Raw genomic sequence first — 15786 nt, forward strand, 5'->3', positions numbered from 1 at the left:
GCCTGCCCCCGTTCGGTGGCCCAGGTGCCTGCCCCCGTTCGGTGGCCCAGGTTCGAACTTAATGCATCGTCGGTCGCGTGACGATGGCAGGACGAGCGGACGGCCCTGAGCCGCTCGGTTCGGTTGGCCAGATGACGACCTCTGGCGCAGGCGGCTGGTAGCCGAGCGACGAGTGCGGCTGGATGCCGTTGTAGTGCTTCCGTCATTGCTCGATCACGACGCTGGCTTCCCTGAGGGTGTAGAACACCTCGCCGTTGAGGAGTTCATCCCGTACGTGACCTCGGTGACCTCGGTGACCTCGGTGACCTCAATGGAGCGGATTGCTTCGGCAACCTTGCGCCCTTGCGAGACCAGAACATCCACCTGCCGCAGCTTGGTGACGATCTCTTCAGCCGTATGCTTCTTCCGTCCCATGACAACATCCTCCACATGGCGCAAAGCCATATGTGAAACGGCCCTGCGGACAAGAGTGCTCAGCAACAGATCCCCATCGAGAACGGTGCAGTCATATGTCCGGCCTTTTGGCGCGGTCATAGACCGCTGGCCTCGATGGAGTCCGCGAGGTGAGTGGCAGATCATACCTGCGCGCTCGGAAGGCGCATCGGCTTTGGAGGCCTATCTCACTTCGGGGTGACGTCCCGTCGGGTCTCATCGCTGCTGTCGCACACCTTGTCCCTGCCCGGCAGCGGTCCGCCGGTCAGCTCTGTCTGGTTTCTTCCGTCATGCGTCCATTGCGCTCGAAGCGGCGAGACCAGGATTCCGATAATGGCTGCCCTTCGTGAGGAGCGCCCAGACGATGCGCGCCGTCTTGTTGGCCAGCGCAACGGCCGCGACCTTCGGAGGACGACGCGACAGGATCGCCTGCAACCACGGCGAAGCCTTGCCGCCATTGCGCGCGTGGCGCAGGACCGTGGTCGCGCCCAGGATCAGCAAGGTTCGTAAGGTCGGATTGCCCATCTTCGAGATCCGGCCGAGACGCTCCTTGCCTCCACTGGAATGAGCCCGCGGTGTCAGGCCAAGCCAGGCTGCGAAGTGCCGTCCGGAGACGAACCCACTCGGATCAGGGACGAGGGCCTTCAGCGACGCTGCCGAGATCGGTCCAATACCAGGGACCGCCGTCAGCCTCCGAAGGTCCGCGTCTTCCTGGGACTGGGCCACGATCTCGCGGTCCAAGCGGTGAAGGCGTTCGCTCAACGCTTCGATGTGATCGGCCAGATCCGAAAGCGCCCGCCGCGCGATGACCGGAAGCCGCGCATCGTCAGGATCACGGACAATCCCGATCAGAGCCGCCACCCTGCTCACCCCGGTGCCGCTCACGATGCCCAACTCCGACAGGTGAGCCCGCAGCGCGTTGATCGCTTGGTTCCGCTGGCGTACGAGCAGGTCACGTGTCTTCAACACCATGGCAGCGGCCTGCTGCTCGGCTGTCTTGACCGGCACGAAGCGCATCGTTGGACGGCTCACTGCCTCACAGATAGCTTCCGCATCGCCGGCATCGGTCTTGCCGCGCTTCACGTAAGGCTTGACGTAGCTCGGGGGCATGAGGCGCACCTGGTGGCCAAGCCTCGCGATCTCACGCGCCCAGAAGTGAGCACCGCCGCACGCTTCCATCCCGACGAGGCAGGATGGGAGCTTGGCGAAGAATGCCAGCACCTGCGAGCGACGCAACTGCCGCCTCACCACCACGGCTCCCTCCGCGGAAATCGCGTGCACTTGAAAGATCTGCTTGGCCAGATCAAGGCCGACTATGTGGATCTCAGACATGATCGGTTCCTCTACGTTCGAGAACTGATCCGGAATGAGAACCCAGATCAGCACTGCCGCAAGCAGGACCATTCCACACCATCATACCTCAGGGAGGACCACTTTTCAGGAGGCAGGCCAAGGGGGGATCAAAAATTTTCTGCGTCTATATAAATTGTTTTCCAAATTGAAGTTTTAATTTTTAATTTTTGCTTGGAATAAAAATTTTGTGAAATATTATTCTCCAAGATATGACGTGTAGCTGAATTTTGATGCACTATCATTGAATGACTCGAGGTCTCGATTTGATTTCTCGATCATTGTCTCCTAGGGTTAGTCTACAATCTGCAAACTCTCATCAAGGTGTATCATGGCGGTTCTTGTCACGGGCGGGGCGGGCTATATCGGCAGCCACATGGTCCTGGCACTTCTCGACGCCGGACACGAAGAGGTCGTCGTGCTCGACGCGGACTCATCGCCCGGCACTTCGCCACCGCCTTCCTGCCCCTGAGCCCGGGTCAAGGTGTATCATGGCGGTTCTTGTCACGGGCGGGGCGGGCTATATCGGCAGCCACATGGTCCTGGCACTTCTCGACGCCGGACACGAAGAGGTCGTCGTGCTCGACGACCTCTCGACCGGGTTCGACTGGGCGCTCCCTCCCGAAGTCAAGCTCGTCGTCGGCGATGTCGCGGACCAGTCTCTGGTCACGGAAATCATCCTTCAGCACCGTATCGATGCGATCGCGCACTTCGCCGCGCGCATCGTCGTACCGGATTCCGTCGCGGATCCGCTGCATTACTACTTGGCCAATACAGTAAAGACGCGGGCATTGATCGAAACCGCGGTCCGCTGTGGGGTCAAGCACGTGATCTTCTCCTCGACGGCGGCGGTCTACGGCGAACCGGAGGTCGTGCCGGTGCCGGAGGATCTGCCGCCCGCGCCGATCAATCCGTACGGACGCTCCAAGCTGATGAGCGAGTGGATGATCGCCGATGCGGCCAAGGCCCATGGCTTCTCCTACGTCGTCCTGCGCTACTTCAACGTCGCCGGCGCCGACCCGCGCGGCAGGACCGGACAATCGACGCCGAATGCCACSCACCTGATCAAGGTCGCGACGCAGGCGGCGCTCGGCCAGCGGACCCATCTGGAGGTTTACGGGACCGATTACCCGACCCGCGACGGCTCGTGCCTGCGCGACTACATCCAGGTCTCCGACCTCGCCGAGGCCCATCGCGTGGCCCTCRACCACCTCCGGTCCGGTGGCGAGAGCCTGACGCTGAATTGCGGCTACGGCCGCGGCTACTCGGTCYTGGAGGTGATCGAGGTGGTCAAGCGCGTCTCGGGACGCGATTTCGAGGTTCGCCTCTCGCCGCGCCGGCCGGGGGATCCCGCCCAGATCGTCGCCGAGGCGCAGCGCATCCGCGATCTCGGCTGGACCCCGCAGAACGAGTTCGAGGTTCGCCTCTCGCCGCGCCGGCCGGGGGATCCCGCCCAGATCGTCGCCGAGGCGCAGCGCATCCGCGATCTCGGCTGGACCCCGCAGAACGATGACCTCGACCGGATCGTCGCCCAGGCCTTCGCCTGGGAAGAGGCCCTGACCCGGCGCAATCGCACATGAGGCGCTGGACGCCCGTCGTCCTCGCCGCATTGCTCGGAGCCGGCCCCGTCCAGGCGGCGGGTGCCGCGTCGACACCGGCCGCGGCGGCGATGGAGGCAAGATCGGGCTTTGCCGCCTTCGTCGCCGCGCTGCGGCCGGATGCCGAGGCCCGTGGCGTCACGCCCCGGACCTTCTCGGCCGCCTTCGCGGGGATCTCCGGGCCCGATCCCGACATCCTCGCCCGCACGCGCAAGCAGGGCGAGTTCGGGCGGCCCGTCTGGGACTATCTGGTGGGCGCCGTCTCGGCTGGGCGGATTGCCCGCGGTCAGGCCCAGGCCAGGCGACTCGCGCCCGTCCTCGCCCGAATCGAGGCGCGCTACGGCGTGCCGCGGTGGATCGTGTTGGCCTTCTGGGGCGTCGAATCGGATTTCGGGGCGAGCGCCGGCAGCGTTCCGACGATCCGGGCGCTCGCGACCCTGGCGGAGGCGAAGTTCCGCGGCGCCCTGTTTCGCGACGAACTCCTCGCCGCCCTCACCATCCTGGAGCGCGGCGACGTCACGCCGGAGCGCATGAAGGGCTCCTGGGCCGGCGCCATGGGTCAGGTGCAGTTCCTGCCCTCCAGCTTCCTGGCGCATGCCGTGGACTTCGACGGGGACGGGCATCGCGACATCTGGGGATCCGAGACCGATGCCCTCGCCTCCATCGCCGCCTATCTCAAGGCCCTGGGCTGGAACCCGGGCCTGTCCTGGGGCTACGAGGTGATCCTGCCGCCGGGGTTCGATCTCGCGCGCTACCGCGGGAACCTCGCGGATTTCGCCCAGCGCGGCGTCAGGCGTGCCGACGGGGAAGCCCTGCCCGGCGCAGGCCTCGGCAGCCTGTTCCTGCCCGGTGGCCTCGGCGGTCCGGTCTTCCTGATCACCGACAATTTCGAGGTGGTCCGCGCCTACAATACGTCGGATTCCTACGCCCTGGCGGTGGGGCACCTCGCCGACCGGCTGGCCGGCGGACCCGTCCTCGCCGCGCCCTGGCCCGTGAGGGATGCCCGCCTCGACAAGGCCGGGCTGCAGGCGCTCCAGAGCGGCCTCGCCGGGCGCGGCCTCTACGCGGGCGAGGGCGACGGGCGCGCCGGGCCGAAGCTGCGCGAGGCGGTGCGCCAGTACCAGATCGCCGAGGGGCTGCCGGCGGACGGCTACGCCACGCCGGCGCTGCTGGACCACCTCCGGCGCCGCCCTTAGACCTCGGCCGCATCCTCCTCTAAGGTGATGGCACCCGACCGGTCTCCGGTCTGATCGATCGAGGCGTCCCATGACCTTGCCGGCATCGCGCGCGGCCTGGTGTTTCCTCTCCGGATTGTCGCTGCTCCTCGCGGGCGCCGCGCCGGCAGGCGCGCAGTGGGGCGATTCCTACGATGCGCCGCGGGGCGGCGACTACCCGTCCTCGCGGCGCCGGGCGCGCGACTATTACCGGGACGACGACGGCTACGGAGCACGGCAGGCGAACCGGCGCTATGCGCCGGCGCCACCGCAGGAGGCGCCGCGCCAGTTCTACTGGCCCTGGGAGGATCGCCCGGCGCCGGCCCAGGTCGCCCCGGTGCCCAGCGCCCGGCCAGCGCCGCCGCGCAATCGCGGCTACGCCGACGATGGGCGCTCGGGTCACGACGACGGACGTGCCGTCCGCCGCCGCCCCCGCCCCGCTCCGGTCTTCGCCCAGCCGAAGCCCGCCGTCCCCAAGGTCGAGCCGACGACCCGCATCGCGGTGTTCGGCGACACGCTCGCGGGTCACCTCGGGAGCGGGCTGTCGAACGTCTTCGAGGACAACACCGAGATCGGCGTCGTCGATCGCTCCAAGGCCGATAGCGGCCTCGTGCGCAAGGACGTGGTCGATTGGCCGAAGGCCGCCGAGGAGTTCCTGAAGGCGAACCCGAAGACCAGCTACGCCGTGGTCATGCTGGGTTCGAACGATCGTCAGCCCATCCGCGAGGGCGACCAGACCTTCGACCCCCTGAGCGACCGCTGGCGCACCCTCTATGCCGAGCGGGTCGATGCCCTGATCAGGGTGTTCGGCGAGGCCAAGATCCCGCTGATCTGGGTCGGGGCGCCGCCCATGCGCAGCGAATCCCTGACGAAGGACATCGCGGCGATCAACGACATCTTTCGCGAGCGCGTGGCCAAGGCCGGCCAGACCTACGTCGACATCTGGCCGGGCTTCGTGGACGATCGCAATCGCTACACCGCGACGGGTCCCGATCTCGAAGGGCAGGAGGCGAAGCTGCGCACCGCGGACGGCGTGCACTTCACCAAGGCGGGCGCGCGCAAGATGGCGCATTTCGCCGACGTCGAACTGAAGCGGATGATGGGGGCCGGCACCCCGGCCCAGCCGTCGCTCGCGGCCCCCGTGGCGGTGGCGCCGCAGCCGACGCTGGAGGGCGAGACGGCCAAACTCGACGATGCCGCCGCCATCGACCGGCAGATCACCGCGATGCTGCCGAGCCTGCCCGAGCCGCCGGGCATCCCGGCGCTTCCGGTCAAGCCCCTTGCCGGTCCCGTCGTGCCCCTCGGTCGGGCCGAGGTGACGCCGGGTGGAACCCTCATCAGCGGCCGGCCGCGCGATCCCGATCCGTCGGGCACCGTCGAGCGGGCACTGGTGCGGGGCGCCGCGCCCCTGCCCCAACCGGGCCGGGCCGACGACTTCAAGTGGCCGCCGGGCTGACCGGTGGTCAATCCTCCAGCTTGCCGAGATGCCCGATGGCGATCCAGTGCAGGGCAAAGCCCAGGGTGAGGGCACCGAGGCTGGCGACGCCGGGCTCGGTCTGGAAGTAACGCCAGATCACGTCCAGGGCCTCGCTCTGGGTCAGGCGATAGTCGTAGCGGTCGTAGAGGCGGATGCCGGGCAGGAAGAAGCCCAGCATCACCAGGGATGTGCCGATGGTGTTCAGGAACGTCGCGCGGTAGCGGATCCTGTCGTTGCGCGCGTTCTTGCCGATGACGCGCCGGCGGACGATGTAGCGCCGCGACGAATCGGGCGACGGAGTCTCGCTCACCGCGCCGCTAGCCGACGCCCACTGGGTGCTTCGTCACCACGGGGCTGCGCATCGTGACGAGTTCCTCGCCGGCCGTCGGATGCACCGCGATGGTGCGGTCGAAATCCGCCTTGGTGGCGCCCATCGTGACCGCGATGCCCACCGCCTGGATGATCTCGCCGGCATCGTGCCCGAGCACGTGCACACCGACGACCCGGTCGCTCGCGCAATCGACCACCACCTTCATCAGCACACGCTCCGCGCGGCCGGACAGAGTCGCCTTCATCGGGCGGAAGCTCGACCGGTAGACGTCGACGGCCCCGTAGAGCGTGCGCGCCACGTCCTCGTTGTGGCCGACGACGCCGATCTCCGGCGTCGAGAAGACGGCGGTGGGGATGAGGCCGTGATCGACGCACCAGGGCTTGTCGCCGAACACGGTGTCGGCGAAGGCATGGCCCTCGCGGATCGCGATGGGCGTCAGCGCCGCCCGGTCGGTGACGTCGCCCACCGCGTAGATCGACGGAACGCAGGTCTGCGAATACGCGTCGACCGGGATCGCGCCGCGCGCATCCGGCTCGATTCCGACCCGATCGAGGCCGAGGCCGGCGATGTTCGGTCGCCGCCCCGTGGCGGTCAGGACCTGATCGACCTCCAGATGGCTGCCGTCGTCGAGGGTGACGCGAATGCCGCCATCGGTCCGGTCGAGGCGTTCCACCGTCCGGTTGAGGCGCAGGTCCATGCGCTCGGCATAGGCTTCGCCGAGGGCGTCGCGGATCTCGTCGTCGAAGCCGCGCAGCAGGCGGTCGCCCCGGTGCAGCAGCGTCGTGCGGCTGCCGAGATGCGCGAAGACGCCGGCGAATTCCACCGCGATGTAGCCGCCGCCGACCACGAGGATGCGCTCGGGCAGGGTCTCGAGGTCGAACACTTCGTTCGACGTGATGGCGAGCTCGGCGCCCGGGATCAGCGGCTCCTTGACCGGATGGGCGCCGACCGCGACCAGGATGGTGCGGGCCGTGACGCGGCGGTCTGATCCGAGGAGGCGCACCGCGTGCGCATCCTCGATCACGGCCCGCTCGGAAACGACGGTGACGCCGGCCCGGCCGAGATTGGTATCGTAGATGCCTTCGAGCCGCGCCACCTCCGCATCGCGCCGGGCCTTCAGGATGCTCCAGTCGAAGCGCGGCTCGGGTACCGACCAGCCGAAGCCGGCGGCATCCGCGAAGTCGTCGGCGAAGCGCCCGGCATAGACCATGAGCTTCTTCGGCACGCAGCCGCGGATCACGCAGGTACCGCCGACCCGATACTCCTCGGCGAGCTGGACCCGTGCACCGTACCCGGCGGCGATGCGGGCTGCCCGGACGCCGCCGGAGCCGCCGCCGATGACGAACAGATCGACGTCGAAGGTGCGGTCCGGATCGTCTGCCATGAACTCATCCTGCGGGTGGGACGCGGAGGGCTCTCCATCGCCCGAACGCGGCGGTACATCAACCGTCCCGCCACTCAAACGAAAAGGCCGCTTCCCCTCCCGGAGAAACGGCCCCTCGGACACCCGTGCGGCGCGCGAACGCGCCGGCGGGCTTACTTGATCTTGGTTTCCTTGAAGTCGACGTGCTTGCGCACGACGGGGTCGTACTTCTTCATCGACAGCTTCTCGGTCTGCGTGCGGGAGTTCTTCTTCGTGACGTAGAAGTAACCCGTATCGGCGGTCGAAAGCAGCTTGACTTTAACGGTGACGGCCTTGGCCATGGACGCGGCGCTCCTGTGATCGCGGCATTCCGCATCAGCGAAACGCAAAAGGGCCGGCGTTGGCCGGCTGAATACCGGCGGGTGATTGCCTTATCGGCCGGGATTCGTCAAGGCGCATCCTGCTTCGGATGCTGGACGATGCGCAGGGCGACGACCACCGCGTAGCCGAGAAACAGCAGGCAGAGGCTGTAGGCGAAGCCCTGGGGCGGGGCGAGGTCCATGCCGCCCCCGATGATCGGCGGACCGAGCATCAGGCCGACATTGTAGAGCACCACGAAGGCGGCGTTGGCGCCTGCGAGCTCCGGCCCGCGCACGGTCGCGCCGAGATGGGCGAGGCCCACCGTGTAGAGCGTGCCGGCGATCCCGCCCCACAGGAACAGCAGGACCAGCAATGCGGGGAACGAGGCGGAGGCGAGCGGGATCAGGCTCGACCCGAGCGCGCCGCCGAGGCCCGCCATCAGCAGCACGCGGCGGCGGTCCATGCGGTCGGCGAGCCAGCCGAAGGGGATCTGGAACACGACGTTGCCCAGCGCCAGTGCGCTGACGAGCCCCGCCGCCGTCCCGGCGTCGTAGCCGAGGCGCAGGCCGTAGAGCGGCAGGATCGCGAAGCCGCCGGTCTCCACCGCGCCGTAGACCAGGGCCGCGACGGTGGCGGCGGGGGCGAGGCGCAGATAGGCGAAGAAGGGCCGGCCACGCCCTTGGCCGATCACGGGCGACAGCTCCCGGGCCAGCAGGAGCGGCACCAGGGCGACGAGGAAGAGGCCGGCGCCGCCGAGATAGGGGGCATGGCCCTGCGTGCCGAAGACGGCGAGCAGGGCCGGTCCGACCGCGAAGCCGAGGGCCAGGACCGTCGCGTAGATCCCCATCACCAGCCCGCGTCGCTCCGGCGGGGCGGCCGCGTTGATCCAGAACTCCGAGAGCACGAACAGGGCGCCGAGGCTCGTGGAGAACACGAAGCGCAGCACGAACCACCAGGCGATGCCCTGCAGCAGCTTGAAGGCGACGAGGCAGAGCGCACCGAGGACGATGGCGCCGACGAGCAGGCGCAGGACGCCGAGCCGGGCGGCGAGGCGTGGCACGAACGGCACCGTGAGAATGGCCGCGAGGCCGGCGACGGCGGTGTTCACCCCGATCAGGGTGCTCGAGGCCCCCATGCGCTCCATCTCGATGGAGAGCAGCGGGATCGTCAGGCTGAGCCCGATCCCGACCACCGCAACGCAGGTGATGGCGGCGGCGATCGAGGCGAAGCGCGCGCCGCCCGCGATCTCGCTGTGAGGTTGAGCCGGCATGTCGGGGTCCATCGCGGGTCGCCGGGGCGACGCCGGGACCGCCTTGTCCATGTCGGGTTCGCTTCGCGCAACCACCCGCGGGTGCGAGGGCGATGATCCGATGGCGGCTTGCCGTGCCGAGAGCCGCGACTGGCCGCAGGGCTTTCGAGGAGTCAGGTTCGATCCGCGTCGGGAAGGCGGCGGCGCTTGCCCGAGACCGCCCGCATCCGCCACGCCGCCAGCAAGTCCGCCAATGCCTCCGGCTCCAATCCATACGTGTCCGGTAGGCCCACGCCACGTCCGGTGAGCTGGCGGTTCATCGCCGCGAGACGCGTCTCGCCGGCGCTGGCGTCGTCGAACATGACGATCCGCTGCGCCGCGCCCGACACCGCGACCGCCGTGAATCCGCTGGCATCGTGCCAGCGCACCCGCCGCAAGCGGCCGGCCCGCACGATCGTCAGGTCCACCCCGTCCAGGTGCAGCGCCGAACCCTTGATCGCCATGGCGATCATCACAGGCGCGCCACCGAGGAAAAGCACCACGCCCGGCCAGACCAGCACCTGGGCGGCGAGCGGGACCGCCTCGTGCAGCAGCATCCAGAGCATGACCCCGCCGAAGACGGTCGACAGAGCGGCCAGGAACAGAAGCTTGCGCGTCGAGGCGCGCAGGACGACCGGACCCGGGTAGCGCGCGAGCAGGGCGTCGGCGGAACGGGTCTCGGTCTCGAGCAGGCCCGGCCACATCTGCCAGACGGCGACGGCCGCGCAGACCCCGAAGAACGCCGTCGTCGTGATGCCGCCATCCGCTCCGGTGACGATCATCCCGAGACCGGCCGCGACGAACAAGATACTGAGAATGAGCAGCAGCACGTGTCGGATGCGAGACCCGTTCGCTGACCTCATGAAGCCCAACCTGTCTTCTCTTCGTGGCGGGGTCTGCCGGCGCGATCATCCTGCCTCGCGCCGGCCACCGAGGTGGCAGATTCCCAGGAAGGACACCACAGCGCGCAGGCGTCGAGGTCGCGCAGGGGCACGATCCCGGGATCTTCGCGGTCGAGAAGGTCTTCGGCGCCCAGGACCACGCCCGTCCGGATTCCATCGGCTTCGAACCGGCCGGAGAAACCGATCGCCTTGATGAGATCGGCCGATGGAAGGTGCGGCGCGGAGGGTGTGAAGAATGCGCTACCGGGCGGCCGATTTCAGCGGCTTGCCGTCGCCCGCGGGCGGCTTGCGCTCGATCTTCTGGCCGTCGCGCAGGTCGGCGGGCGGGCTCAGCACGATCTCCTCGCCGCCCTCCAGCCCCTGGCCGAGCTCGACGGTCGTGCCGAGGTCGCGCCGGATCGTCACCGTGCGCCACTGCGCCGTACCGTCGTCGCCGGCCACTGCCACCTGCGTGCCGCGCTGGTTGAAGACGAGGCTTTCGGCCGGCACCCGCACGTTCGGCTCGGTGCGCGGCACCTTCAGGGTGACGTAGACGTAGAGCCCGGCCCGTAGGGCGCCGTCCGTGTTCGGCACGTCGACCTGGGTCGTCAGGGTGCGCGACGAGGTCAGCAGCGCCACGGAGCTGCGCTCGACCTTGCCGGAAAAGGTCCGGTCGGCGATCTGCGGCACCTTGATCGAGGCATCGACGCCGGGCTTCACGCCGACCGCGACGTTCTGGGGCACGTTGACCGAGACGCGCAGGATGTCGTCCCGGTCCATGGAGAGCAGGGCCGTCCCCGTTCCGTCCGCGTGCACGAGGTCGCCGACATCGACGCCGCGCTGGGTGACGACGCCGTCGAAGGGCGCGATGATGTCCTTGAAGCCGGTGAGCGCGCGCAGGCGCTCCACCGTGGCCGCCTGCGCCTTGATGTTGGCCTGGGCCACCTTCACGCCGGCCTCCGCCGAGGCGAGGGTCGCGGCCTGACTGAGCACGCTGGCCTGGGAATTGTCCGCGTTCTGCTTCGAGGCCCAGCCCTGGCCGGCGAGGGTCGTGGTGCGGTTGTTGGTGACGTTGGCGAGGTTCACGTTGGCCTTGGCCTGGTCGACCATGGACTTGGCCTGCAGGAGCGCGGCCTCGAGTTGCCCCGTCTGCGCTTCGGCCTGGGCCAGCTGCTGGTCGAGATCCGGCGCGGCGATCCGCATCAGGATGTCGCCCTGACGGACGCGGCTGCCGATGTCGACGCGGCGTTCGGCGATGTAGCCGGTGGCGCGCGCGTAGAGGGCCGCCTTGGCGAAGGCGTCGGTCTGGCCCGGCAGGGTGATGTCGATCGGCTTGTCCGCCCGCTCCGCGGTGGCGGTGCGCACCACCGGAACGAAACTGTTCATCTTACGCTGGGTCTCGGAGGCGGCGGCGCGCCGCTCCATCTGGCCGTACCCGCCCCAGGCGAGCAGCCCGATGGCGGCCACCGCGGCGATCAGGAACGGCGCCTTGCCGGGCGGCGGCGGGATGTCGGACGGGTCATGGGTCTGATGCATCACGGCTGTCCCATCCCCGAACCGGCGGCCCTCACCCTGCCAGCAACGCCCAAGACCCGCCAACGGCTCACGCGTAATCCTCCAACGGCTTGACCTCGCCCCAGCGCAGAAGGGCATACAGGAACGGCACGAAGAGCAGCGTCGCCGGGGTGCCGACCGCGATGCCGCCCATCACGGCCCGGGCCAGCGCGGCGTTCTGCTCGCCGCCCTCTCCCGTTCCGAGGGCCATGGGGATCAGGCCGAGGAACATCGCGCTCGCGGTCATCAGCACCGGCCGCAGGCGGGTCTCGCCGGCCAGCAGGGCCGCCTCGACCGCGCCGCATCCGGTCGCCTCGCGATGCTCCTTGGCGAAGGTGACCAGCAGGATGGAGTTGGCGGAGGCGATACCCACCGACATGATCGCGCCGAACAGCGAGGGAATCGAGAACGTTGTTCCGGTGATGAACAGGCTCGCGACGATGCCGCAGAAGGCGAGCGGCAGGGCAGCCAGCACCACGAAGGGGTCGCCCCAGCTCTGGAAGTTCACCGCCATCAGGAGGTAGACCGCCACGAGGGCGATCGCGAGGCCGACCTGGAGCCGGAAGAAGGCCGATTCCATGTTCTCGATCTGCCCGCGCACGGTGATCTTGTCGGGCGCCGGCAAGGCCTTCTGTTCGTCGGCGATGATCTGGCGGATCTCCTTCGACACGGAGCCGAGGTCGCTGTCCTGCACCGCCGCGTAGACGTTGAAGGTCGGCTGCGTGTTGACGTGGTTGATGACCGTCTGCGAGCCCTGGCGGCGCATGGTGGAGACGCTGGAGAGGAGCGTCAGCACGCCCGGCGCGTCGGGGCCGCCATTGACCAGGAGCGGCGTGTTCTGAAGCGCCGTCAGCGAGTCGTTGCGATATTCCGGCGTCTGGACCCAGAGCTGGTAGGGGATGCCGGTCTTCGGATCGGTCCAGAAGTTCGGCGTGACCTGGAAAGAGCCCGACAGCGAGACGTTCAGGCCCTGGGCGATCTGCTGCTGGGTCAGTCCGAGCTCGGAGGCGAGCCGCCGGTCGACGTCCACGAAGAATTGCGGCGTGCCGACGATCTGGTGCAGGTGCACGTCGACGGCGCCCCGCACCGCCTTCAGGCGGCGGACGATGTTCTGCGCCACCTCCAGGTCCTTGGCGGTGTTGCGACCGGAAACCTGGATGTCGATCTGCGCTAGGGTTCCGAAGTTCAGGATCTGGGTGATGATGTCCGAGGGCTGGAAGTAGAAGACCACGTCGGGGAAGCGCTCACGCAGCACCTCGCGCAAGCGCTTGGTGTAGTCGGCCACCGAGCCGTGTCCCTCCTTGAGGTTGATGAGCATCTGGCCGTCGTTGTAGGCGACGAACGAGCCATCCGAGAAGGCGAAGTTGTAGTTGTTCGCCGGCAGTCCGATATTGTCGAGGATCTGGTCGATCTCACCCTCGGGAATCACCTCGCGGACGACGTTTTCGACCTGGGCGAAGACCTGCTCGGCGGTCTCGATGCGCATGCCGGGCCGGGTCCGCAGGTGCAGGGTCATCTGGCTCGACGCGACCTGCGGGAAGTAATCCTGTCCCACGAAGACGAAGAGCCCGGCCGTGGTCGCGAAGACGACGGCCACCAGGGTCAGCGTCGCGGTGCGGCGGGCGATGACGACGTGGAGCAGGCCGAGATAGCCGCGGTGGAAGCGTGCGAACCGCACCTCGAAGCCGTGCCGGAACCAGCCGGCCAGGCGGAGGACCGGGCCGCCGATCCAGCCGAGGGCGCGGGCGACCCGCCCCCGCCGCGGCTCGGCGCCCTGCCCGTGCTTGGCATCGTATTCCCGGGCCACCAGCACGTCGATCAGCACCGGGACCAGGGTGCGCGACAGGACGTAGGAGGTCAGCATCGCGAACACGACCGCCAGGGCCTGCGGCGTGAACAGGTATTTCGGCGTGTCGGTGAGGGCGAAGACCGAGACGAAGGCGGCGCAGATCGACAGGGTCGAGATCAGCGCCGGCTTGGCGATGCCGGCCGCGCCCTCCACCACGGACTTGCGGAAGGGTTCGCCCTCCTCGAACAGCCGATAGGTGTTCTCGATCGCCACGGTGGCGTCGTCGACCAGGATGCCGACCGCCAGCGCCAGGCCACCGAGAGTCATCACGTTGATGGTCTCGCCCAAAGCCGCCAGGATCGCCAGTGAGGTCAGGATCGAGAGCGGAATCGATACCAGCACCACGATGGTGGAGCGCCACGATCCCAGGAACAGCAGGATGGTGAGGCCCGTGAGGCCTGCCGCGATGATCGCCTCGTGGATCACGCCCTCGATCGCGGCGGAGACGAAGACCGACTGGTCGAACAGCGGCTTCAGGCTCATGCCTTCGGGAGCGGCGGCCTGAATGTCCGGCAAAGCCTTCTTCACGTTGTTGACGACGTCCAGCGTCGAGGCGGTGCCGTTCTTGAAGATGCGCATCAGCACCGAGTGCAGGCCGTCGGCGCGCACGATGTTGACCTGCGGCGGGCCGCCGTCGCGCACGTTGGCGACGTCGCGCACCAGGATCGGCTGACCGCCCACCACCTTGATGGGAATCTGGTTCAGGGCCTCGATCGCCTCGGGCGAGGCGTTGAGCTGCACCGGGTATTGCTGCTCACCGATCTTGGCGAGCCCGGAGGGAATCGTCAGGTTCTGCGCCGTCACGGCGTTGGTGACGTCCAGCGCCGTGAGCCCGAGGGCCTGGAGCGCATGCAGGTCGAGGTCGACCATGATCTGGCGCGGCGTGCCGCCGAAGGGCGACGGCAGGGTCGAACCCGGCACCTGGGTCAGGCGCTGCCGGATCCGGTACTGGGCGTAATCGAAGACCTTGGTCAGGCTCTCGCGGTCGGAGGAGAGCGCGAGCTGGATCACCGGCACCGAGGAGGCCGAGAAGCGCAGGACGATGGGCGGCTGCACGCCGGGCGGCATCGTCGCGCGGATCGAGTTCATCGCCGAGACGACCTGCGCGATGGCGAGATCGATGCTCACCGAGCCGTCGAAGTAGATCTTCTGGATCGCCGTGCCCTGGAGGGTCGTGGATTCCATCCGGGCGATGTTGTTGACGTTGTTGGAGAGCGAGAACTCCGCGTAGGTGGTGATGCGACGCTCCATCTCGGAGGTCGACAGGCCGTTATAGGTCCACACCACCACGACCACCGGGATGTCCACGGTGGGCAGCACGTCCTTGGGCGCGACCACGACCGCCGCCGCGCCGCCGAGCATCATCAGCACGGCGAGGACGTAGATCGTGATGCGGAACTTCAGAGCGTACTGAACGAGGCCCATGCGGCTCCCACGCGATCGCGTCGAGGCTGGTGTACCACGGTGGTCGCATGCCACCGGCTCCTCTGTAGCCGTGACGACGCGACGCAATCGAGGTCTGGACCCGAGTTTTTTGTTTCCGGGTGTAAACCGGCGGCCTGGACCCTGACGTCGCCGCCTGTTTCAGGGGGCCGATGTGGTCGGGCCGTTGCGGGAAATAAACTTCAGCAACGCCCAGTCCTGGCCCGCCAGGATGGGCCGGTCGGTGGTCGCGGAGCCAGCCAGGGTGCGGATCCGCTGCGTCCGTTCGCGGATCAGGGGATGGCTGCGCAGGAAGCTCGCGACGGCGCCATGGTCGCCATCCCTGAAGAGGTGCTCCAGGATGGACGCGGCGCTGCCAGCGCCACGAGTGGGCGCTGCCAGCTTGGATGATGCCCGCCGGGATGGCAGACGGAACCGGTCAGCAGCAGCGGAAGCCGCTGCGGTTGCCGACGCCGAAACGGGCATTCTCCCGGTTCCGGAAGAATTCCCGCTCGCTCATGGGCTCCTGATCCGCATGCGTCCTGCGGATATGGGCGGCATAGGCCTCGTAGTCGCCCTGCCCCACCATCAGACGGGCGCCGTCGCAGACGCATTTCGAGAAGGTCTTGAGACGGTCCCGCAACTCGGTCGACGACAGCGCCATGGG

13 protein-coding genes and 2 pseudogenes are annotated in these 15786 nt (G+C 68.2%); 4 read left to right on the forward strand and 11 right to left on the reverse strand.

Translation table 11 applies throughout. From position 1 onward, the window contains the following. Positions 1 to 58: 58 nt before the first annotated feature. The 3 genes and pseudogenes from ASF49_RS23215 to ASF49_RS15235 all read right to left on the reverse strand — a co-directional run. Positions 59 to 274: pseudogene (locus tag ASF49_RS23215) on the reverse strand (integrase core domain-containing protein); the annotation flags it as partial. Between the two features lie 17 nt (positions 275 to 291). Then, positions 292 to 414: pseudogene (locus ASF49_RS24865) on the reverse strand (IS3 family transposase); the annotation flags it as partial. Between the two features lie 306 nt (positions 415 to 720). Further along, complete coding sequence (locus ASF49_RS15235; protein ID WP_056475495.1) at positions 721 to 1764, reverse strand: IS110 family transposase; 1044 nt, start codon at positions 1762 to 1764, stop codon at positions 721 to 723. Between the two features lie 349 nt (positions 1765 to 2113). On the opposite strand from ASF49_RS15235, the gene ASF49_RS23220 reads away from it, so the two are divergent. From ASF49_RS23220 to ASF49_RS15250, 4 genes are all read left to right on the forward strand, one after another. After that, positions 2114 to 2254: an NAD-dependent epimerase/dehydratase family protein gene (locus ASF49_RS23220; RefSeq protein ID WP_082511338.1), complete on the forward strand. Its 141-nt coding sequence runs from the start codon at positions 2114 to 2116 to the stop codon at positions 2252 to 2254. Positions 2255 to 2273: 19 nt separating this feature from the next. Continuing rightward, positions 2274 to 3362 carry a UDP-glucose 4-epimerase GalE gene (galE, locus tag ASF49_RS15240; protein ID WP_056474506.1) on the forward strand — a complete coding sequence of 363 codons (1089 nt, stop codon included), beginning with the start codon at positions 2274 to 2276 and terminating at the stop codon, positions 3360 to 3362. After that, positions 3359 to 4576, forward strand: a complete 1218-nt coding sequence (locus tag ASF49_RS15245; protein ID WP_056474507.1) for a lytic murein transglycosylase — start codon at positions 3359 to 3361, stop codon at positions 4574 to 4576. The genes galE and ASF49_RS15245 overlap by 4 nt, the downstream gene beginning before the upstream one ends. Positions 4577 to 4646: 70 nt before the next feature. Then, on the forward strand, positions 4647 to 6050 hold the full coding sequence (locus tag ASF49_RS15250) for an SGNH/GDSL hydrolase family protein (protein WP_056474508.1): 1404 nt from the start codon (positions 4647 to 4649) through the stop codon (positions 6048 to 6050). Positions 6051 to 6057: 7 nt separating this feature from the next. On the opposite strand, the gene ASF49_RS15255 is transcribed toward ASF49_RS15250, so the two are convergent. The 8 genes from ASF49_RS15255 to ASF49_RS15290 all read right to left on the reverse strand — a co-directional run bounded on the left by ASF49_RS15255 (position 6058) and on the right by ASF49_RS15290 (position 15783). Continuing rightward, complete coding sequence (locus ASF49_RS15255) at positions 6058 to 6381, reverse strand: hypothetical protein (protein ID WP_243214563.1); 324 nt, start codon at positions 6379 to 6381, stop codon at positions 6058 to 6060. A 7-nt stretch (positions 6382 to 6388) separates the two neighbouring features. Then, positions 6389 to 7786, reverse strand: coding sequence for a glutathione-disulfide reductase (gor, locus tag ASF49_RS15260; protein ID WP_056474511.1), 1398 nt, complete (start codon positions 7784 to 7786; stop codon positions 6389 to 6391). 152 nt (positions 7787 to 7938) lie between these two features. Further along, positions 7939 to 8106, reverse strand: a complete 168-nt coding sequence (gene rpmG, locus ASF49_RS15265) for a 50S ribosomal protein L33 (RefSeq protein ID WP_056474514.1) — start codon at positions 8104 to 8106, stop codon at positions 7939 to 7941. Between the two features lie 107 nt (positions 8107 to 8213). Beyond that, positions 8214 to 9395, reverse strand: a complete 1182-nt coding sequence (locus ASF49_RS15270; RefSeq protein WP_056475500.1) for an MFS transporter — start codon at positions 9393 to 9395, stop codon at positions 8214 to 8216. Between the two features lie 152 nt (positions 9396 to 9547). Beyond that, positions 9548 to 10243: a hypothetical protein gene (locus ASF49_RS15275; protein ID WP_243214564.1), complete on the reverse strand. Its 696-nt coding sequence runs from the start codon at positions 10241 to 10243 to the stop codon at positions 9548 to 9550. A 312-nt stretch (positions 10244 to 10555) separates the two neighbouring features. Next, on the reverse strand, positions 10556 to 11830 hold the full coding sequence (locus ASF49_RS15280; RefSeq protein ID WP_056474517.1) for an efflux RND transporter periplasmic adaptor subunit: 1275 nt from the start codon (positions 11828 to 11830) through the stop codon (positions 10556 to 10558). 67 nt (positions 11831 to 11897) lie between these two features. Next, entirely contained in the window at positions 11898 to 15122 is a 3225-nt protein-coding gene (locus ASF49_RS15285) for an efflux RND transporter permease subunit (RefSeq protein WP_056474520.1), read from the reverse strand. Between the two features lie 436 nt (positions 15123 to 15558). Then, positions 15559 to 15783, reverse strand: a complete 225-nt coding sequence (locus ASF49_RS15290) for a YbdD/YjiX family protein (RefSeq protein WP_056212834.1) — start codon at positions 15781 to 15783, stop codon at positions 15559 to 15561. Positions 15784 to 15786 lie beyond the last annotated feature (3 nt).

Source organism: Methylobacterium sp. Leaf104, from assembly GCF_001422885.1.
Lineage (GTDB): Bacteria > Pseudomonadota > Alphaproteobacteria > Rhizobiales > Beijerinckiaceae > Methylobacterium.